Annotated in this window: 16 protein-coding genes, 1 pseudogene and 2 CRISPR repeat arrays; all 17 genes and pseudogenes read right to left on the bottom strand. The window is 51.3% G+C overall.

Annotated elements, in window-relative coordinates; genetic code table 11:
- Nucleotides 1-62: 62 nt before the first annotated feature.
- A complete protein-coding gene (locus BRW83_RS09460) occupies nt 63-1,016 on the bottom strand; it encodes a porin (RefSeq protein WP_005879765.1) in 954 nt (317 codons plus the stop codon).
- A gap of 324 nt (nt 1,017-1,340) precedes the next feature.
- Complete coding sequence (locus tag BRW83_RS09455; protein WP_036602598.1) at nt 1,341-2,378, bottom strand: porin; 1,038 nt, start codon at nt 2,376-2,378, stop codon at nt 1,341-1,343.
- Between the two features lie 394 nt (nt 2,379-2,772).
- Nucleotides 2,773-3,552: an FUSC family protein gene (locus BRW83_RS09450; protein ID WP_005879769.1), complete on the bottom strand. Its 780-nt coding sequence runs from the start codon at nt 3,550-3,552 to the stop codon at nt 2,773-2,775.
- A 173-nt stretch (nt 3,553-3,725) separates the two neighbouring features.
- Entirely contained in the window at nt 3,726-4,325 is a 600-nt protein-coding gene (locus BRW83_RS09445; protein ID WP_005879771.1) for an FUSC family protein, read from the bottom strand.
- Between the two features lie 181 nt (nt 4,326-4,506).
- Nucleotides 4,507-5,374: direct repeats of the CRISPR family, unit length 28 nt; unit sequence CTTCTAAGCCACCTACACGGTGGTTCAC.
- Nucleotides 5,375-5,470: 96 nt separating this feature from the next.
- A complete protein-coding gene (cas1f, locus tag BRW83_RS09440) occupies nt 5,471-6,421 on the bottom strand; it encodes a type I-F CRISPR-associated endonuclease Cas1f (protein WP_005879773.1) in 951 nt (316 codons plus the stop codon).
- Complete coding sequence (locus BRW83_RS09435; RefSeq protein ID WP_036602601.1) at nt 6,418-6,975, bottom strand: type I-F CRISPR-associated endoribonuclease Cas6/Csy4; 558 nt, start codon at nt 6,973-6,975, stop codon at nt 6,418-6,420. The genes cas1f and BRW83_RS09435 overlap by 4 nt, the downstream gene beginning before the upstream one ends.
- Nucleotides 6,975-8,060 (bottom strand): type I-F CRISPR-associated protein Csy3, encoded by a 1,086-nt coding sequence (csy3, locus tag BRW83_RS09430; protein ID WP_036602602.1) that lies wholly within the window; start codon nt 8,058-8,060, stop codon nt 6,975-6,977. Before csy3 ends, BRW83_RS09435 begins: the two co-directional genes overlap by 1 nt.
- A 24-nt stretch (nt 8,061-8,084) precedes the next feature.
- Nucleotides 8,085-8,900, bottom strand: a complete 816-nt coding sequence (locus BRW83_RS09425) for a type I-F CRISPR-associated protein Csy2 (RefSeq protein WP_005879780.1) — start codon at nt 8,898-8,900, stop codon at nt 8,085-8,087.
- Complete coding sequence (locus tag BRW83_RS09420; protein ID WP_005879782.1) at nt 8,897-10,159, bottom strand: type I-F CRISPR-associated protein Csy1; 1,263 nt, start codon at nt 10,157-10,159, stop codon at nt 8,897-8,899. The genes BRW83_RS09425 and BRW83_RS09420 overlap by 4 nt, the downstream gene beginning before the upstream one ends.
- Before the next feature lie 37 nt (nt 10,160-10,196).
- Nucleotides 10,197-13,241, bottom strand: a pseudogene (cas3f, locus tag BRW83_RS09415) (type I-F CRISPR-associated helicase Cas3f); the annotation flags it as partial.
- A gap of 12 nt (nt 13,242-13,253) precedes the next feature.
- Entirely contained in the window at nt 13,254-13,421 is a 168-nt protein-coding gene (locus tag BRW83_RS11800) for a hypothetical protein (protein ID WP_155811799.1), read from the bottom strand.
- Between the two features lie 419 nt (nt 13,422-13,840).
- A CRISPR array of direct repeats spans nt 13,841-14,468; the repeat unit is 28 nt; unit sequence CTTCTAAACCACCTACACGGTGGATCAC.
- Nucleotides 14,469-14,712: 244 nt separating this feature from the next.
- A complete protein-coding gene (locus BRW83_RS09410) occupies nt 14,713-16,899 on the bottom strand; it encodes a PocR ligand-binding domain-containing protein (protein WP_005879786.1) in 2,187 nt (728 codons plus the stop codon).
- Between the two features lie 222 nt (nt 16,900-17,121).
- Entirely contained in the window at nt 17,122-17,640 is a 519-nt protein-coding gene (gene ybeY / locus BRW83_RS09405) for an rRNA maturation RNase YbeY (RefSeq protein WP_036602604.1), read from the bottom strand.
- Nucleotides 17,637-18,821, bottom strand: a complete 1,185-nt coding sequence (locus BRW83_RS09400; RefSeq protein ID WP_036602607.1) for a PhoH family protein — start codon at nt 18,819-18,821, stop codon at nt 17,637-17,639. The genes ybeY and BRW83_RS09400 overlap by 4 nt, the downstream gene beginning before the upstream one ends.
- An 87-nt stretch (nt 18,822-18,908) precedes the next feature.
- Nucleotides 18,909-20,255 (bottom strand): tRNA (N6-isopentenyl adenosine(37)-C2)-methylthiotransferase MiaB, encoded by a 1,347-nt coding sequence (miaB, locus tag BRW83_RS09395; protein ID WP_036602609.1) that lies wholly within the window; start codon nt 20,253-20,255, stop codon nt 18,909-18,911.
- A gap of 88 nt (nt 20,256-20,343) precedes the next feature.
- Nucleotides 20,344-20,685, bottom strand: a complete 342-nt coding sequence (locus tag BRW83_RS09390) for a type II toxin-antitoxin system HicB family antitoxin (protein WP_005879792.1) — start codon at nt 20,683-20,685, stop codon at nt 20,344-20,346.
- Nucleotides 20,686-20,766: 81 nt separating this feature from the next.
- The gene (locus tag BRW83_RS09385) at nt 20,767-21,012 is read right to left on the bottom strand and encodes a type II toxin-antitoxin system HicA family toxin (RefSeq protein WP_005879794.1); all 246 of its coding nucleotides are present in this window, start codon (nt 21,010-21,012) and stop codon (nt 20,767-20,769) included.
- Nucleotides 21,013-21,105 lie beyond the last annotated feature (93 nt).

The raw sequence follows: 21,105 nt of genomic DNA, 5'->3' as shown, positions 1-21,105 counted from the left end.
CAGTTTCAGAGTTGAAGGTCTGTTCGGAAGGGACGGAGAGTGTTTCCCTGCAGTCAGTTTTCCTAAAACTTGTGCGTCATGCCGAATTGTACGCCGGTGACGCTGTCCTCGTCGGAGCCATTGCCTCTCATATAGCCGGCCATGGCTTCCCTTTCATAATCGGTACGGGCGACCATGCCATAAAATGATGTCCTGTTTGACACATCGTATGTATAGCCGATCGCAATGGTTTTCAAGTCGGTCGAATCATTATTGTTATTCGTTCCTGCTGTTCCTGAAGCGGCTCCTTTTGTATCTTTCAGTTTGACATAATTGACCGAGGCGTTGACACGGCCATTGCCGGTTGCATATTCCATTCCCAGCTGGAGATTGGGCTGGTTTTGCCGGGTTTCCACGATATTGGTGGCGATATCCGGAGTGGCTTTTCCGGACAAAAATCTTGAAACCCTTTCTGTTGGATCTTGCGATTTTTCATAGCTCATGGAGAAACGCGCAGGCCCCATTGCATATCCATTGTTGTCTGCATTACCGGTTCCGGATTCCTTTGTATCCGTCATGAAAACCGACTGGTTTTTCGAAACATATGCGGACGGCAGACTGTTTCCTTTTTGTGTAAAAACGGATGACGCGAGCTTGACGCTGCGGCTGTCTTCCCGTGTTTTTCCGGTTTCAGGCAAATTATTCACGAACCGGTAATCGGCAAAATTCTTTTTTGCATTCCGCGAGGATTGTTTGACTGGAGTCTGACTTTTTTTATCGTTTGACAATGCAGCGAAGGGCTGTTTTTTCTGCCAGTGACTGGCATCTTCTGTTTTTCTGTTTCGAGTGGTGGCCTTGCGGGTTTTGCCTTTTCCGGATTTGACCGGAGTCTGCTTGCCGGAGTCGGTTTTGTTGACGGCAGCATGAGGGGAAACGCAAAGGAGTGCAGCAATAAGGCCGAGCATACCCGATACCAGCCATTTTGTACTGAAACGGGTGGCAGGAGGTGTTACAGGACAAGATATTGCATTTCTCATCGATACAACTCCAGGTAAAGGCTCTAAGACAATGAAATTTTATGATTTTTTTACGTTTACAACCTTTATTCTTACAATTTATCACACATAATTTTTCCTGACTATCGATTTGGGGCAATTATTTGCAAGTCAGGGAAAGATAAGGGACGTTAAGCGGATTTTCATCAAAAAAGGGACATATATCCCCTGCGAAAGAAAGAAAAAAAGGATTGAATGAGGCTTTTTTGATCATTCGTGTTAAAAAAGCGTACCCCGAAGGGGTACGCAGAAAATGACGACAACGTTGTTTTTGTTTTTCAAGGCAAATGAAACCGTTTTTCAGGCTCAGAATTTGTGGGTAATGCCGACCTGAACGCCTGTGACACTATCGTCTGCGCTACTGCCGCGATAGAAATCGGCGACCTGTCCGTTTTCAAAGTCCGACCAGGAGACCATGCCGTAGAGGGTTGTCCGTTTCGACAGTTTGTGCTCATATCCAAGCGAGTATTTTTTTATGTCCTTGCTGCCGTTCCATTTGCTGGAATGGTCGATGTCCATGTAACTGAACGAGGCATTGATCCGGCCTGCGCCAAGCTGGTAAACGAGACCCAGAAGCCAGTTATCCTGTGACGAACGTTTTCCGGATTTGACCGAGCCCAGTTTCCACCCCTTGTCATGCGTTTTTTCATAGCCGAGCGAAATTTTCGCCGGTCCGAAGGAATAGGCTCCACCAAGGTTCCAGACGGATGAATCGTTCGAATCGGCCAGACGGCTCCAGTTTGCCAGTGCCGACACGCCTCCGTTATCGTATTTGACCGATATGGCATAACCGTCGTTGTCGGCACCCTGATTTTTCATCGGGATATCACCGGTAGCGATGGAATCGCTGTTGGTATTTTTACCCAGGGAATATGTTGCGCCCAGTTTGAAGCCGGACAGGTTCGGACTGTCGTAGCGAACCGTATTCGAAAGTCGGGTCGAACGCTGGGAGCTTAAGAGCATACTGCCGACACCGAACTGGTTGAACGGGTCGAGGGTACGGAAAGTTTCCGTAGGCAATTCGTTCAAGCGGCCTAAACGGACGGCGCCGAAGGGACTGGAAATGCCGAGATTGGACGCGCCTTCCCAGTCCACACCACTGATGGTGCCATCGTTCAGGTTGAAACGTTTTTCAAGCTGGAACGTGGCCTTGTAACCGCTTCCGAGATCTTCCGATCCTCTAAAACCGATGCGGTTGTTTATGTTTTCTCCCATTCGACCATCGGAACCGGTTTCCTTGATGAAACCGGTATCGACAATGCCGTAAATGGTGACGTTGCTCTGGGCACATGCCAGTCCCGAAATCGAACCGAGTAGCGCCAGCGCCAAAAGGTTTTTCTTCATTATCACTCCGTAAATTGACAGGGGATTTGCAAATCCCTCTTTAATGATTGAAAAATGCCAGAAGACATTTTGTATAATGTATGCGAACCGCTATTCTATTTTTGAATAACGATACGCTATTCCGAATAGTAATAGCGGTTTGCACTGTGCTGGTGGTTTTTTTACATCATTCGAGCATTCATCAAATTTTTTTCATGAATAACGGTGCGATTGCTTTGGTCCAGTCACCCTTTTTCGCCGGTTCAAAAGGAACAGGTCCGGAAGATTGTTTGCAGGGAAAAATAAAAGGGGAAGACGATAGTGCAGGATAAAGAGAACTTTTTGGCTATATGGCGTTTGGGTGTTTTTACGTTTTGGGGCGGGAAAAACAGGGCTGGACTGTCAAAAGGAATCTTCAGGCGTCGTCGTGATTCCTGTCATGGGGACGCGGAATACGTTTCGTGGACGGTGCAGAGTGGATTTTGATTTCCTTTTCAGTTTCCACATGGCCGGAAAGGGCAATGTAGCGTTTTCGCGGGTCGCGTGCAGGTGAGGGAGGTATGTCTTTTTGGTGACATTTGCAATGACAGGCAGCGTCGGTGGCTGCCTGCATGTCATGCTTTAAAGACTCTTGCGAACGGATCGGGATGATATTGACGAAGAAAGAAACGAATACCCCGATCAGGGTGTCGAGCATGCGGTTCAAGGCAAAACCGGAAATACTGGTGTCGGTTCCGTGTGTGACGGTCACACTCAGAAAAGCGATGCAGGTAATGTTCGTCAATGCGTTCTTGCGCATGAAATCGACGAGATATTTGAAGGGCGCAAGTGCAAAAGGGTGTTTTTCTTCCTGTTTGGGGCTGGTGATTTTGAAATGGGGCGGTTTTTTGACGATCTCGGCAAGAAACATGAGTGGAATGATGCAAAACGAGATCAACAAATAGGCAAAGACGGGATGCGACTCGAGTTCAATGCCCCGGATCAGGAAAAGCACGAACATGCCGGTGAAACCGCCGATAAGGGTGCCGATTGTCCGGTTCAGCCCGATACGGAACGTACTCTTGATTTCAGGTTGCAGGCAAATCACCGCCGCGATGGCCGAATAAAACGGCGCACCGGTTCCGATATCAAAAAAAAGATAGATCAGACAGCAGATAAAGACCGATATCGCTGCCTTGATGATGACGATTCCCATATCAAGTTGATAATAAAGACAGTTTTCATATCTTAGCCAAAAGAATTGCCAAAGTTCTTGACCTATGTTTTTCTTTCGTGAAATTGACGCGGGATTTTGCCGCCTTTGGGCAAATAAAGAGAGAAGAGAGGGGAAAAACAGGCAAACCGGTCGTATGGAGGGAGAATTGTTTTCTACTCCACGTCATGCGTTTCGCGTCCGGTGGCATTCGCTTCGGCGCCCATCGGGATGATATTGACGAAAAAGGAAACAAATACGCCGATCAGGGTATCGAATATGCGGTTCAATGCAAACCCTGAAATGCTGGAATCTGCGCCGTGCGTGATTGTCACGCTCAAAAAGGCGACGCAGGTGATATTGGTCAGGGCGCTTTTGCGCATGAAATCGGCAAAAACGATCAATGGGGCGATACTGAAGAGGTTGTTTTGCCGGGCCTTTTCAAGAAGGTGTGAAAGAGGGCCTCTTTTGAAGGATTCGGCCAGAAACATCAGGGGAATGATGCACAGGGAAATCAGGAAGTTTTTAAGGGTCGGAAAGGAAAACAGGGAGAATTCCCGCAGAATGAAGAGGATCGCCATTCCCGTAAAACCGCCGATCAAGGTACCGATCGTCCGGTTCATGCCGATCCGGAAGGTGCTTTTGATTTCCGGCTGCAGGCAGATGATCGCTGCAATGCCCGAATAAAAGGGGATACCTGTGCCGATATCGAAGAATTCGTATATCAGGCAACAGATGAAAACGGACAACGCCGCTTTAATGATCAATTTTCCCATAGCATAGCTTGAAGAGGCGACCGTTTTTGTACAGGTCAGACATTCCGGATGGCAAGTTTATCAGTTAACGGGAGTTCGTTCCATTCAGGAAAACCGAATGAATATTTTATAAAATATACATGGCACTTGCTATTTGCTGAATGGTTCATCCAGCGAAGTTTCTTTATTCGTCCTATTAACGTTTCCAAGCCACCTGTACGGTGGTTCACGGCGATTATGACTAACAAAAAGGTGCCATGATCTTCTAAGTCACCTACACGGTGGTTCACCGTACAAATCTTCTGATCAATTCTTCCAGAATCTTCTAAGCCACCTACACGGTGGTTCACGAGAACACCTCGACATTGGTCGATATCTTCAACTTCTAAGCCACCTACACGGTGGTTCACGTACGGAAATGCGCGGGTGTCCGGCGATGCGTCTTCTAAGCCACCTACACGGTGGTTCACATTTCTTCTCTTTAGAAACAGGTTCAGGCGATCTTCTAAGCCACCTACACGGTGGTTCACTTATTGTCGGGCATTCCCGGCGGCGCAAATCACTTCTAAGCCACCTACACGGTGGTTCACAGTCTCGATAAAGGAATAGTATTTTATGACAACTTCTAAGCCACCTACACGGTGGTTCACTTTAATGTCATGGTTCACGCCTCAGTTCTTTTCTTCTAAGCCACCTACACGGTGGTTCACGCGGAGAGATCCGGGCGGCTGCCGATGCATTCCTTCTAAGCCACCTACACGGTGGTTCACCCAATGCAAAAAGTTCAACAGCAGCGATTGACCTTCTAAGCCACCTACACGGTGGTTCACGTTTGAGAAGGGCTAAAACTTCTGGCGAAGCTCTTCTAAGCCACCTACACGGTGGTTCACGATGCCACGGCTGATCTTCAACCGCCTCCTTCCTTCTAAGCCACCTACACGGTGGTTCACAACAGGCTGCTTGTTCTCAGTGTCTTCACCGGCTTCTAAGCCACCTACACGGTGGTTCACTTAATCGTTTCATCATCCAGAAAGACCCTTTTCTTCTAAGCCACCTACACGGTGGTTCACTAGACAATTTTTTGAAAAAATCCTTGTTTATTATTGACTTGTCTCCTTTTTCACCGTTTGACCTTCGTTTTTTCATGAATTTTCAAGTAGTTGATTTTAAACGACTTTATTGCATGCCTCAGAAATGAAGGTAAAAAGAAGGTCAAGCACTTCCTTGTCCTGACAGTATTCAATCAGGGAATTTCGGAAATCTTTCTGGTTGTCGCCCCGTTTGGCACTGAGAAAGGCCAGTGGCATGACGCAGGCGTCCTTGATCAGGTCGGCGATGTCGAAGACGAGGGCGCCCCGGCGGGTTTTTCCGTGGAGAAGGGGAAGTGAGAAGCTGATGCCCATGCCGCACAGGGCAACGGAAGCATAGCCGTAGGCGATGTAGTTGCCGTGATCGAGGTATCCATTGACGATATCGGCGAGGGTGTCGTTTTTTCGTTCGCCTTCCTTGCGGCTGAATTCGATTTTGAAACCCTGTGCCAGCAAGGCGTACAAAGTTCTGGCCCAGCGGGCTTCGATGAGTAGAAGCGCTTCGGCGTTTTTGGCATTTTCGATGTCTTTTTTGAAGGTATCGATGTACGTATCGGGAAGCTGGATGCCACGTTTGACAAGTTCGATGTTGTCTTTCCAGTATCGTCCGGTCAGATCGGCCCGGGTGATGAGCAGATGTCGAGCCAGTTGTGTTCTTTTTTCTTCATCGAACCAGTGTCTGACCCATGTCTGCATGTATTCGCTTTGTGGTGCGAGCATGGTCATGTCCAGTGCACCGAACAGCGGAGAACCGCCCGATCCGCAAAAGCCGACCATGACGTTGGATTCGGCCAGTCGTCTCACGGCAGCGTCGGTGATGGAGGTTCCCTTGCCGAGCAAAAGGAAAGCCGTATTGCGTTCCGGGATGTTGAAGTATTTTTCAACGTCCGTTCCATCCTGTGTCAGATAGACGATCCGGTTGTCCATCTGGATGACCTTGGCGTGTTCCAGATAGAAGACGTTGGCTCTTTTCGAGAGCATGACGGCTCGCGGGTTGATTTGGGGCTTTCCCTTCGCTGGCGCGTTCATGATGGTTCCGGCAGGTAAAATGGCTTGTCTGTCGTTGAAAAGCCGTAGCTGTTCGGCAGGCATTCTTCCCCGGATGGTAGGCCGTCGATCCGGTTGATGAAGAAGGAATAGCTTTGCCCGGTGCTCTTGCTATGGACGATGAAGAATTCCATACCTTTGTCACGAGCTTCTTTCATTCGTCTCTGGCGAAGAAGCCCTTTTTCTTCTCCCGTTTTCCGGTCGGACTTGTCCGTGGGGATGCGATAGCGGCAATATGATTGCCATTTTTTGACGGAAAGGGTTTCGACGCTGACGGGATAGCTCAGCCGGACGTAGTCGCGTATCCATCGATTGGGCGTCAGGTATGCGACGAGCTTGTCCAGATCGTCGCGGGAGGACGCGAATACGCGCAGCCGGTTTCGTTCTTTGGGCAAGGCAACGGCATAGTTGTGCGGATTCTGGCTGAAGAAGGCATGCAGGATGCCAAGCAACCGGTTTCGCATGGCCGGTGCCGGACTGAATTCGTCTCTTCCTCCTTCCGGCATGTCGAGTTCGAAATACCAGTTCGGTTTCATCAGTTGTCGCTCCCTGAATAGACGCCGCCACGGATGATGCAGGCAAGAAGGAACATGCCGTCTTCGGTATCCGGATCGAGATCGGTGATTTTTTCCATCAGGCGGAAACCGGATGACTTGTTGTCTGCCCTGAAGAATTGCTGTGCATCGAGGCTGGCACCGTTCGGTTCGACCGGAATGGGGATGTTACGGTTTTCAAAGCCGGGATACCAGGTATCGATGGTGCGCAGGGCATTGCTGATTTTCTGATCGCGGATGGCGGCCTGACCGAGGTATTCGATGGTATGGGCTTCCTGTTTTGACGGGATACCGCCAACGAAATACAGGGAGCGGGCAAATCCCCTGGATTTGTTTTCCAGATAGTTTTGTGATGGGAAGACTTCCAGCGGGCCTTGCATGCCGAAGTCGACGCGGGCGCTGATTCTCAGGCGTGCCTGCCGGTCGCCTTTCAGGCCTTTGACGATGACGTCAGCCAGTTTTTTCTCGTCTTCACTGATATTGTCGAAAGTATTCAGGGGAACGTCCAGTGCATTGAAAGTGACGGAAAAACCGGAAGCGGATTTTTCATCGCTGTCGTCTACCCTGATCTGGATGGATTCGGCAATGGTCCGGTTGCGCCAGAGGAAACGGCCGTTGGCGATATTGCGGGCATAGCGGCAAGCCACTTCGACAATGCCTTTGCCGTTTTTGGCCTTGTCGATGAATTGGGCGACATTGTCACGGAAGGTTTTGATGTCGTCCATGGAATCGCCTTTTCCGGCAGCACAGGCAAAGAGGGCATCGGAGAGGTCAATGAAACGGAGGTCGAACTGCACGGAGAGGGCATTTGCGCTGACATCCAGTTTGGCCGAGTCGGTTGTCTGGATATTGCTGACTTCGTCCCGTTTGGCGCTGGCGACGGTCGCTTCGGTCGCTTTTTCAGACCAGGTCTTGTTGATGTTCTGGGTGCCGCGGATACCGTGACGGATGACGGGCAGAGCCGTTTTGTCTTTTCCGGAATACAGATTGTAAAAGAGAGCATCGGTTGGAAACATGCAGCGCTGAAACGAGAGAACTCCGGGCAGTTTTTTCATTCGGGTAGCCATGATGGATGAATTCCTTTCAAATAATTAGTCGAGATTTTCACTATCCTGATGCAGTCGGTAGACGTCGTCTTTTACCCATTCGGGTTTCCAGAGGACGGTTTCATAGTCCTTGTCGAACTGGCGTGACGAGCGGTACTGGACCAGCCCGACAAGCGGTTCGGCAAAGGCATGTTCGTAGCCTTCCCGTGCACCTTCGCGGGATGCGTAGGGGGTCAGCATGGCGTACCCGAGGCAGGCGGCCGAAAGCCATGTGTTGCCTGTTTCGCTTTCATATCGCGTACCCAACCGGTCTATGAAGGTTTGGGCGGGATTGTCTGAAGTACCGGTTTTCATGAGATCGCTTCTGTCCATGACGAAAAATCCGGCGGGCAGGTCGTCAATGGCCTCGTCAAGGTCGTCGTATTGCCCGGGTTCGCCATGGGAAATGATATGGCCACCGGAAAAGCGGGCCTTGTGCAGGAACCGGTTGACGCCAGCCATGGATTCCAGATTGTCGATGTCGATAATCAGGCTGAGCCGCAAATGGGCATTGGCTACGGGCTGGAGGGACAGGGCATGTTCGTTTTTGGATGAGTAATCCTTTTTGGGCTTGTTGGAAAAGGTGAAGGCGGCGCCCCGTCGTTGCTGGAGCGACAGTCTTCCATAAAACGATTGACCCAGTACATCCATATGATGATGAATGTAGGCCGTTCCATTGACACGGACGTTTTTGCCCAGTTGCCGTCCCATGGCATGGGCGAAAAAGAAAGCGGCCATGACAGGAGGCCCACCCAGCAAAAACGAGCTGTGATGGATATTGGCTGTCTGGACACGCATGTCGGGAATTAACAGGTAACTCATCTGAAATAATCCTCCAGCTGGTTTGTCAGGTCCATTTTGGCGACGTCGTCCAGCGGAAAGAGGAGAATGGATTCCCCGTCTTTGACATGGCGGACGTTGACGATGGCATCGGCGATATATTCAGCCATTTCGCGGGGCCAGTTCATTTCACGCCCTGTCCTGTCTTTTTTGTAGTCTGTTTTTCTCAGGCGCGGGTCGATGAGGCCACGGATAACACCGTGGACCTTCCGCGAAACGAGTTCATATTCCGGCTCGATTCCCGTTTCGAAAAGGTGTTCCTGCGGCAGATTTTCCCGATGTTTCCAGAGCAGGGAAAAGGCTTGTTGAGCCTGAGCTTCGACCAGTGCGCCGAGACCATGAAAATGCGTCGTTTCACCAGCGCGGTTTTTCATGTTCGTTTGCATGGTGTTTTTTTCTTTGTCGGTCAGTTCATCACGATAGATGCTGTAACGGATCAGCGCATCCCAGTAAGGGCCGTATCGGCTGAAGTCGAATGTCAGGCCTTTGTGATAAATCGAGAGGGCATGTCTCAGACGAGCATCCTGTGGCGGAGCGGAAACCAGAATGGGTTGCTGCATGTTTCGCGTCAGACGACCCACATTTTGCGGGTTGGCTCCGCCAATCCCCATGCGAGCCTGCCGGATAAAGGAAAATGGGGACGTTTTTTTGGTCTTTGCGGCGTCGGATGCTTTCCGGTTATGTTCCAAAACGAGACCGTCCTCGTTATTGAACAGGATATGGCAGACACTTCCGGACGTGATCGGTGTGACGGCCACGTATCCGCCGGGGGCGTTTTCTTTCGGGATCAGCAACTGTCTCAGGCGAAGATCGACCTTGCCGGTACCGAGTTCGAAGCGTTCGTCACGAATTTTTTCAAGAAGTGGCCGGATGCACGCCTTTTCTTCGGCGGTGGCTGCATCGGCGAACGGATCGTTTGTCTGGCAAGCCATGAGTTGTTTGATGATGCCTGCCTGTGCTGCGCCCCCTTCGGCGTAGTCCAGTTCCAGTTCGACACCGGCGTTTATCAGCGTTCGCGCGCTGACGTAAGGCAGATCCAGTCCGTCGCCTGCGGTCAGCCGGATGCCGGCAGCCGAGGCGTTGGAATTGACGGTCTTGGAACTGAAATGTACCAGTTTTTCAGCCGTTTTCCGGTAAGTTTCTTCACTCTGGTGTTTCCAGGGATTTGCAGCCTGTTTTTTTGTGGTCGATGTAGAAGGTGCTTCGTCGCTTTCTTCTATCGGTTCAGTCGATTCCTGCACGGTTTGTCCTTTCCATCAACAGGGTTGAAAAAATAACTCAGGTTTTGATCCGTTTGATGCCGAATCCCAAATCATAGTCGAATCTGGCGTCCGGACGATAGCTTAACAGTTCGGCCTGCATGCCCCGCTCCTGTGGTATATCCATTTCGGCACAGAGCGCCATCATTTTTTCAGGGGATGCATCCAGCCATGCATTCGGCAGGGCAGCGGTCTGGCATATCGATGTCCTTGTCTGTCGTCTCCAGTCATCGATGACGCGGCCGGTTTTCGGGTCGATAACCCGTTCCAGTTTGTAGAAATCAGTTTGTCCGTCGTCGTAAACGACTTTCCATTGCTGTTTTTGCGTGCTCCGGTCGCGAAGTGGCGTCCTGTCGTATGGGCCTTTCGTCAGCAGCCAGCTATGAACCGGTTGTCTGACGAAGTGTCCGTCAGTGCCATAGTATGGCGCCAGACGGGCTGTGATGGTTTTGTCATCTTCTCCTGCCAGCAGGCAGGTATCGGTATCGAATCGCAATCGGGCATCGATTTTCAGGACCGGGACATCGTTCTCGACAGTCCATGGGAGCAGTTCGGCGAGATCGTGGGTTTTGAAGCCTCCCTTTCGTTTGCCCTGTTTTTCATATCCCGGGTAAATGAAAGCGGCCATTTCAGCCCGGTCGTTTTCGGCATTGATGCAGTGTTTCAGGTTGAACTGGAGGATGGCGACATTGGGCGACGGGTTGATGACCAGCCTGTGACGGTTGATGCGACCGGCTGTCTGGACGATGGATGGCGAGCTGGACGGTTCGATGACGCCCCAGTCAAAATCGTGATCCCGTCCGATTTCTTCCACCGGAGTCGCCACAACGATAAAAGGAATATCCTCCGCCGGGGTGTCGGCGATAAAACGAATGATTTCCGGATCATTTAATATGGCCGTGTTTCCGTTTTTGCGTGAGAGGAGCTGGTCAAGCCGTCGTTCCTTGTGAAAACGGGCCATCAGAAATTCCTGCGAATGGTAGCAGGCTAGACAGGCGTTGGGCATCTGCCTTGCCAGAAAACGGGCCAGATCGATGGCGGTGGAGACATTGGCGACGCGTATCAGTCCGAAAGACACATATTTTCCGCTTTGACCGAACGGCCATCGCTGGAAGCGGTGCATGGTACAAGCGGCGTCATATACGGCATTGAACCATCCTGTCCGGGTCTGTATGGCAACCGGGTGCAGCATGGCTTTGCGGTAAGCCGGTTTCTGGCTGACGCTCCTGGCAATATCGTTCAGGCGTGCCTGATAAGTCTGGCTGAAACCGGCGTTTTCGCCTTCGATATAATCAGTTTGAGGTGGCAGTTCATCGTCGATCATGGCACGAATGAAACCCAGGGAAAGTTGTCCCTCTTTTTTGTGTAATTCAAGCCGGTTGAGCATGTCCACACCGGAACGGAAGGCACGTTCGATTGCCGTCGCGACGGGCAGCGACAGGGTGGCGGAGGAACAGATGACGTTTCTGCGGAACAGGGCGGCCAGCTGGACAAGACGCAGGACGGCGACCATGGCTTCCGGTTCGTATCCGTCGATTTCATCCAGTACCAGATCCGAACTCATGAGTCGCATCAGCGCCTTGACGTGGTGTCCCTGTGAACCCGGTGTACCTGCTGCGATAATGAAATCGACAGTCGATACCAGAAGGGGTGAGCCGATCAGCAATTTTTCGGAACCTTTTTTTAGAAAGGCATCCATCCATTCAGGAGTCAGATGGGTATTGCCAACGCAAATGAAGTCGCTTTCCGGGAGGTTTTCGTCAGTATTGTCCGGATCGTCCAGCGATGGCCGGCCGTTTTTCAGTGCATTGGCCTTGTTGAACAATTCCTGTGTCGTCCTGTCACCGATGACGGTTGCCAGTTCATCAGGCCCGATTCCGAGATCGGCAGACAGGGCCGCGCCTGTTTGCAGGGTCAGGCTTCTGAGGTTCAAGGCGATGGACAGGCGTGGCTGTTCTTCACGAGAGAGGAGGCAGCCGATCCGGGCATTCATCCGGGTTTTCCCTGATCCGGTTCCCGCCATATTCAGGACAAGAACAGGGCAATCCGGATGTTTCTCGCGCATATCGGCAAGCGATTGTGCGCATCGGTTTTGCCAGGCGAAACGCCCATCCGGATCGGCGCTCGCCATGATCTTTTCGACGCTTTCTTCCGAGAGGCCAGAAAGATTCCGGCTGTGCAGGCGTTTCTGCTGCAAGGCGGTCAATTGAGCCATATGCCAGACAGCCTCGGCTGCACGTTTTCCAACCTCTTTCAGGTGTTTTTCCAGCGGCTGGTTGAGGTCTTTTTTCCCGGATTCAAACCAGTCCGTATTGGCGTACAGCGTTCCATCGTTTTTTCCGGGCTGTTTTTCACGTTCGGCTGAAACGACGTGATCTGCAAAGATCAGGGCAGCGCGAGCATAAACGAGAATGGCGCGCCAGAAAAGCGTATCGTCACTATCGTATTTTTCAAGCAGTTTCTTTTCCAGTTTTATGTAATCGTCGAGGATAGCCGGAGAAAAAAATCCGGCCGGGCTGATCTGTTCGATGCACGGATCGGGTGTTCTGACAAGCCATTCTCCTGATGTCGGTATACTCGGACCGTTCGTATTTCCGTTGTCATCGTTCAATGGAAGGTTGTGGTGGCTCAGGATCAGGAAATCGATAGCTTCGGTCGCGGATGAAATCGCTTCGCTGGAATCCGGAGCGATTTTGCGGGAGGCAAGGACGAAGTCGCCGATCCGCGTTTTCAGCGCTTCCCAGCTTTTTACCCAGTCGCCCCCGTTTTGGCGAAGAGCTTGCAACAGTTTGACTGAAATCCATTCGTGCCGGACATCGTCTTTCAATGGTGCCTGCTGGTTCAGTTTGTCCTGAAAACGGCGGGAACTTTTTCCGATATCGTGAGTTTGACCGGCAGCCTGCGCCAGCAGGGAAGCCGTACGGGCCCATAAAGGCGTGAAAACAGACGTCTTTGTGGATTTTGCTTTGGTTCCTGACGGAAAATGTCCGTTCGGACCGAAAGTGGAACGGGACCCGACAGTCCAGAGCAGTTTCATGCGCCTGCGGCCATCGTTACGGTAACAGGCAACGGCAGTCTAGCGGGTAGCGGTTTTTTTGAGTGCCGTACGGAGTTCGGTCAGGGCTTCCTGCGTGATCGGGGTCGACCATGTTTTTTCACCGACACGCAGCGCATAACTGTCCAGCAGGGCCCTTGTTTTTTTGATAGCCCTTTTTTCACATGCCGAGACAAGCAGAATGTGCATATGTCGTCCAGTTCAGGCCGGTTTGAAAACCGGTATCGTTTACATCCGATTGGTTGATGAAACTGCCGAGACAGGTTCATTATAAAATGACACATTCGGGTTCATTGCTTGCGGGAAAGAAAAAACAGATATTTACGTGTAAATGTGTTTTTTTGTTGGAGAAAACAGACGGGCAATGAAAGATTGATTGTGGAAATTTATCAGCAGAATACGTTTTTTTATAAATTCATTCAGTTTCATTGCGAAAGCCAGCTGCACAGGGGATCACTAACATTCGGCATAAACGTATGCAATGCCGAAATTCTGAGCCACTTACGGTGGATCACCTTGCCAGGGCAATTCTTGAAAAGAAATTTGAGCTTACAAGCCACCTGTGCGGTGGATCACATGCGGGAAGGAGCTAAACACCGTCAGCTACCCTTCTAAGCCACCTGCTCGGTGGGTCACTGTATCTCATTGCCTGTTGCTGGTATGTATTTCTTCTAAACCACCTGCACGGTGGATCACGAGACACAAGCGAACCAACGCATACGGCTTTCCTTCTAAACCACCTGCACGGTGGATCACCGAAACGTAATGAAGAAACGGAACTGGCAGCACTTCTAAACCACCTGCACGGTGGATCACGATTTCTTTCGGGTAGCGATGAATCGTATTCCCTTCTAAACCACCTACACGGTGGATCACGGTATTACATAAGATAGATAATCTTGCGGTGTCTTCTAAACCACCTACACGGTGGATCACGACATGATGGTCTTGTCCTATCTGGTTATTCGCTTCTAAACCACCTACACGGTGGATCACGTGCGAAAAACGATTTTCGCCATTTCCTTGATCTTCTAAACCACCTACACGGTGGATCACTTGATATCGATACACTTGAATTGCTGGAAGAACTTCTAAACCACCTACACGGTGGATCACAGTCGATGAATATGGGCTACCTCTACCCTACCCTTCTAAACCACCTACACGGTGGATCACGGGAAAAAGATTATTTCACTACTGCGCGGCCTCTTCTAAACCACCTACACGGTGGATCACTAGACAAATAATTTGATAACTACTTGTTTATTCAGTATTTTAAGCGAATTGGACTGCTTTGACCTTCGTTTTTTTACAAATTTTCAACTCATTGTTTTTTATAACTTTTTTAATGGGGTGCATTTTTGAAGGTCAGTCAAGATGAGATGAAGGTATACGGTTTTATCGTTTGATAGATGGATAAGGCAGAGAATTTTCTGCTTGAACGGACTGAAGTCTGGTGCGATGTTTTATACAGCTGTTTTCAAAGCACCTGATTCATGACTTCGTATATTTTGTCGGGGTCGAGCGGTTTGGCGATGTGGCCGGTCATTCCCGCCCGGGTGGATTTGGCAATGTCTTCGATGAAGGCGTTGGCAGTCAGGGCGATGATGGGGATTCTGGCAGTGTCAGCTCTGGCAAGGTCACGGATGGCACGGCTCGCCTCGTGGCCGTTCATGACGGGCATCTGGATGTCCATGAAGATGATGTCGTAATGGTTTTCCGGCGTGCCCAGTATTTTGTCGAGCGCGATTTGTCCGTTTTCAGCTGTATCGATGTCGATTCCGGTCAGTTTCAGGAATTCGACGGCGATTTCCATGTTCAGTTCGTTGTCTTCAACCAGCAGGGCACGTTTGCCTTCGAATGTCCGTCTGGCACATGATGGGGAAACGGCTGTTTTTGCTTCGATGTCGCCTTCCATGATTTTGAAAGGGATGGTGATGGTAAAGGTGGTTCCCTTGCCGGGTTCGCTTTCGAGCTGGATGTCGCCATTCATGAGCTGGACGAGGTTCTGGGTGATGGTCAGCCCCAGGCCGGTTCCCTGTATCTTGTTGATGCGGGTATCGTTGCCGCGCTCGAAAGGGTCGAAGATTCTGGCCTGCACGTCTTTGCTCATCCCGTAACCGTTGTCGGCAATCCGTATTTCGATAGTGGTGTATCCGGTCGGAGCCCCGATTTTGTCTCGTATGTTCAGGTCGATTTTGCCGTTGGACGGTGTGTACTTCACGGCATTGGACAAGAGGTTTTGCAGGATTTGCTGAAGATGGGGAGCATCTCCGATGACGTTTTTATGGACGAGATTATCGGTATTGATGGTGAAACGGTGATGTTTTTGCACGATGAACGGCCCGATCATTTCGATGGCGTTTTTGACCAGCTCTTCAAAGTCGAATGCCTGTTCTGCCAGGATCAGATTGCCGCTTTCGATTCGCGACATGTCCAGTATTTCATTGACCAGTGTCAGCAGATGCCTGGAGGAAACGGAAATGGATTCGAGGCATTTTCTGACGCGTTCGTTGTCCTCGATGTTCCGGTTGGCCATCTGGTTCATGCCGAGAATGACGTTCAACGGCGTGCGGATATCGTGGGACATGCAGGACAGGAAACGGCTTTTGGCGGCATTGGCCTTGTTGGCGGCATCGCAGGCGTCTCTCAAGGCCTGTCGTTCGAGGGCTTCCTGTTTTTTCTGCTGGTGGATATTCTGGGTGGCCAGAATCACTTTGGAAGGAATGCCGTTTCTGGTTTCCATCGGGATGAATTGCAATCGCAGCCACTGGTATTCATTATCGTAGCGTCTTCTGTATTCCAGTTCGTAAAATGAATTCTGTGACGAAATGGAACGGGCAATGATGTCCGGATCGATGGATTGTATGAGACGTTCACGGTCTTCGGGATGGACGAATGTATCGCAGTATTTTCTGAATGTGGGAGAAAATGGCGCTGAATCGGGAAGGATGGACAGATCGGTGATGTCATTTTTGACGGTTTTGTACTGGTCCGTTTCCAGATCGATGGCATAGACGGTCAGATAGGTTTCCGCCAGTGCATTCAAAAAGTTCTGGTTTTCGTTATATTGCTGTTCGAGTGTATTGAGCCATTCCGTTTTCTGTTGCGACGTTTTTTCCAGCTCGTGGTTGGCCAGCCGGATTTTGTAATTGTTGAAGGCCAGATCGGACAGGAGTTGTGCCTGCATGTAGAGGAAGTTGGCGAGCGCATCCATTCTTTCCCTGGAAACGACGTTGATGTTTTTGGCTGCCGCAAGGCAACTGTCGGCATCGATGCCCAGGCTGGCGGCAATGTCCCTGAACTGTTTTTCTTCCGGCGCCTGTCCCAACACCTGTCCGCCCATGACAGAGCCGATGAAATGCCCGTCGACAATCAGCGGTGCCGCAAAATCGACGAGTCCGCCGTGACAGGTATAGATGGCCGGTTTCCCGGTTTCCATGGCCTGTTGTCCGCCCAGTTTGTCGCATTCCTCGCAACGCTTTCGTCCTTCGGGCGATTGCCGGATGATGTCCATGCAAAAGTGTGTAAAGCAGGTGGGCTCCGTGACGGGAATGCCGTTGGCATCAGCAATGACCGCCGCAATTCCGGTCATATCGGAAAAACTGCTCTGGAATCGTTGAAGGGTTTCAACGTCTAAAAGATCGGTCAGATGCAGTCTGTCCATACGCGCGTTTCCAGTTGGCTGCTTTTGGCAGGATTAAATATTCTTTCCGGAATTTGATAATAAACGGAATAAATGCCTTTTTCCAGCAGGAAATTCCTGTCTGGAATTTTTTAATACATGTTGAGTTGGTCCGGCCGATTTACCTTTTTTGTTGATTGATGAAGCCGGAAATAAAAAAACGCCGGAAAACGGCGTTTTTTGAAGATGTGAATCTGGCGGCAGTCAATCCTCGTAAGGGTTGGCGATTCCCAGTTTTGCAAGGATCTGTTTTTCAAGCGTTTCCATTTCTTCCGCTTCCTCGTCGTTCAAATGGTCGTAACCCTGTGCATGCAGGGTACCGTGAACGACGAGATGGGCGGCATGGGCTTCGAGCGATTTGCCCTGTTCTTTCGCTTCCTTTTCCAAAACGTCGGTACACAGGACGATGTCGGCCTGTGCCATTTGTTCCGGGATGTCGTCCCGATCCGCTTCCGGTTCGGGCCGGGATGGAACGGCGTCTGTGAGGTCGAATTCGTCCATGTCGTCATAGGGGAAGGTCAGCACGTTGGTGGCGTAATCCTTTTCGCGGTATTCACGGTTCAGGGTGCGGCCTTCTTCGGCATCGACAAAGCGCAGGGTGATGACGGCTGGCATTTGGAGGGCAGCCTGTACCCAGCGGCGCAGTTTCGGACGCGTCAGGGTGGTTTTCAGGCGTTCGTCCGGATACTGGACGGAGAGTGACAACGACTGTTTTGAACTCATTTCTTTTCTGCTTTCACGGCTTCTTTCTTTTTGGCCGGAGCGGTTTCTTTTGCCTTTGCCGTTTCTTTGGCTTCTGCGGATTTTGCTGCCGTTTTCGCTTTTGTTTCGCCTGCTTTCGCGGCTTCCTCCGCCTTGACGGCTTCGGTAATGGCGATTTCAGCTTCTTTCATGCGTTCGTCGTTATTCTTGCGCTTGTCCGAGCTTTCGTAAGCGTCAACGATGCGGGCGACCAGCGGATGGCGCACGACGTCGGCACTGGTGAACTGGCAGAAGGATATGCCGCGCACGTTTTTCAGCACGTTCAGGGCATCGATCAGGCCGCTTTTCTGGTTGCGTTGCAAGTCGATCTGGGTCACGTCGCCGGTGATGACAGCCTTGCTGCCGAAACCGATACGGGTCAGAAACATTTTCATCTGTTCGGGCGTCGTGTTCTGGGCTTCGTCCAGAATGACGAACGCGTGGTTTAAGGTACGGCCACGCATGTAGGCAAGAGGAGCGATTTCGATGGCCTGTTTTTCGAACAGTTTCTGGACACGTTCGAAACCGAGGAGGTCGTATAAGGCGTCGTATAGCGGACGCAGATAGGGATCGACTTTCTGGGCAAGGTCGCCCGGCAAAAAGCCCAGCCGTTCACCTGCTTCAACGGCGGGGCGCGTCAGGATGATGCGCTGGACGGCGTCACGTTCCATCGCATCGACGGCGCAGGCCACGGCAAGATAGGTTTTGCCGGTACCGGCAGGGCCGATGCCGAAGGTGATGTCGTGTTCGAGAATGGCTTTCAGGTAATCGACCTGACGGGGGGTACGGCCGCGCAAGTCGTTGCGACGGGTTTTCAGCACCGGATTGGTCATTTCGGATTCGACCAGTACGGCGGCAGGCACGCCAGCCGCGAGATTGTTGTTGATCGCGCGCTGTTCGACGAGAGCGAGCTGGATGTCGTTGATCGAAACGGGTTTATCGGCAGCGGCATAGAAATCCTCGATGACTTGCAGGCCAAGGGAGGCGTTTTTGCCGCTGATGATGAAATTGCCGCCACGACGGGCGATTTCGATATCCAGCGCTGCCGAGATCTGGCGCAGGTTTTCGTCGAGTGCTCCGCACAGGTTCGAGAGCCGGGTGTTGTCGACCGGTTCAGGGGTGTAGTAGAGGATATCGGGGTTGTCTTTGTTTTTGCTTTTCACAGTCGCTCCGTTTGTTGACGTGAAGGATAGTCTTTATTGTAAGCTCGCAAACCGTTTTTGTTTTGTCTTTTCTCGTTGAAAAAAAGCTTATTTTCCGGCATCGGTCAATATCCCGCGTAACGCGAAGTTAAGGGTTTCGGTGATGTCGACGTCGATTATTTTGCCAATCCACTGTTTCGGATCGTCGCCGCCGGGGATGTGCACGACGCGGTTGTTTTCAGTCCTGCCCTGAATCTGGCCCGGGTTTCTCTGGGACAGGCCTTCGATCAGGACACGTTCGGTTTTCCCGACCATTGCCATGTTGTGCTGGCGCGTCTGTTCCTCGATCCGGGTCTGGAGGCGTTGCAGGCGGTCTTTGCGGACATCCAGCGGAATGTCGATCGGCAGGGCGGCGGCAGGCGTTCCGGGACGCGGACTGTATAAAAAGGAAAAACTGTTGTCGAAGTCGATGTCGTCGATCAGCTTCATCATGGCGTCGAAATCCGCATCGGTTTCGCCGGGGAAGCCGACGATGAAGTCGCTCGAGACGAGCAGGTCGGGCCGGATGGCTTTCAGCCGCCGGATGATGGATTTGTATTCAAGTACGGTGTAGCCCCGCTTCATGGCCGCCAGTATGCGGTCGGAACCGTGCTGGGCCGGCAGGTACAGGTGGCTGACGAGTTGCGGTACGCGTTCGTATACGTCGATCAGTCGCTGGGTGAATTCTTTCGGATGGCTGGTGACGAAGCGGATGCGTTCGATACCGGGGATGTCGGCGACGGTTTCGATCAAAAGGGCGAAGTCGGCGATTTCTCCGCCAGCCATTGCGCCACGGTATGCATTGACGTTCTGGCCCAGCAGGGTGATTTCTTTCACGCCCTGTTCGGCCAGTCCGATGATTTCAACGAGCACGTCTTCCAGCGGGCGGGAAACTTCTGCGCCACGGGTATAGGGGACGATGCAATAGCTGCAGAATTTGCTGCAGCCTTCCATGATGGAGACGTAGGCCGTCGGCATTTCCACCCGGGCAGGCGGCAGATGATCGAATTTTTCGATTTCGGGAAAGCTGGTGTCGATTTGGGCGTCGCCGGTTTTTTCGTACTCATGGATCATGTCCGGCAGGCGGTGCAGGGTTTGCGGGCCGAAGACGATATTGACGTAGGGCGCGCGTTTGACGATCGCTTCACCTTCCTGCGAGGCGACACAGCCGGAGACCCCGATGATGAGATCCGGATTTTTCCTGCGCAGTGTTTTGTTGAAACGGCCAAGGTCGGAAAAGACTTTTTCCTGTGCCTTTTCACGCACGGAACAGGTGTTTAACAGGATGAGGTCGGCTTCTTCGGCCTTGTCGGTACGGATATAACCGTCGGTGACTTCCAGAAGGTCGGCCATTTTGCCCGAGTCGTACTCGTTCATCTGGCAGCCGAATGTTTTGATGAATACTTTCTTTTGCATGGTGTTGCCGGTTTTGCCGTCAGTGGACGGATGTCTCAATGAATCCGCCAGTTTAACCGAATTTGCCGGTCGTATAAATAATTGACCGTCAATGCAATTTGGTGGACTCTGAGAGTTTCTTGGCCACAATGGCATTTAAGGAAACGCCTTCACGCGCCGCTTCGATGGCAAGCGCACGGTGGAGGGATTTGTCGATCCGGACGTTAAACGAACCGGAATATTTTTTTCTGGCGGGGGCGATGGGAATGGTCATGCCTTTGTCCCGATACGTTTCTTTCATGGCTTCCCATGCGATGGCAAGTTCCGCCAGCGCAGCCTCGGGGGTTTGCCCGAAAGCCGAGATGTCGGGCAATTCGGTAAAGTGCGCGAGCCATGCGCCTTCGTCATCGAGATATAAACTGACGGAAAAACCGTCGAAACGCTGATCCATATTGAGTGTCTCCCTCGCCCTGATTTTCAGGCGTCAATCGTGTGATTTTAAAAGATATCCTTGTTCGTTTGCTGCTGAAGATCATTCCTGTGGTTTTTCTTCCCGTTCCATGATGAACAATATTCGCCTGACCTGATAGGACTTGGCGGTTTTGCCGAAAGACTGAATGGGGACGAGTTCATTCTCCGGCGATATCCAGATCCGGTGCGATCCCTTCTGGCGGGCGAATGTCCAGCCTTTTGATTTCAAAAGTTTCTCCAGCTCCTCGAACGACAGTTTGTCGGGCGTTCGTTTCGCTTTCGCCAGCAGTTTTTCGCGTTGGTTCATTTTGTAACTGTATATAGTTACAAAATGAACGTCAAGCCTGATGTTTCCTGCCGCAACTGATTCCTGTTTTTTTATGTGACGGACGAAAACGGA

Source organism: Oxalobacter formigenes, from assembly GCF_002127965.1.
GTDB lineage: Bacteria > Pseudomonadota > Gammaproteobacteria > Burkholderiales > Burkholderiaceae_D > Oxalobacter > Oxalobacter formigenes.
This window is presented reverse-complemented; position numbering and strand designations above follow the sequence as displayed.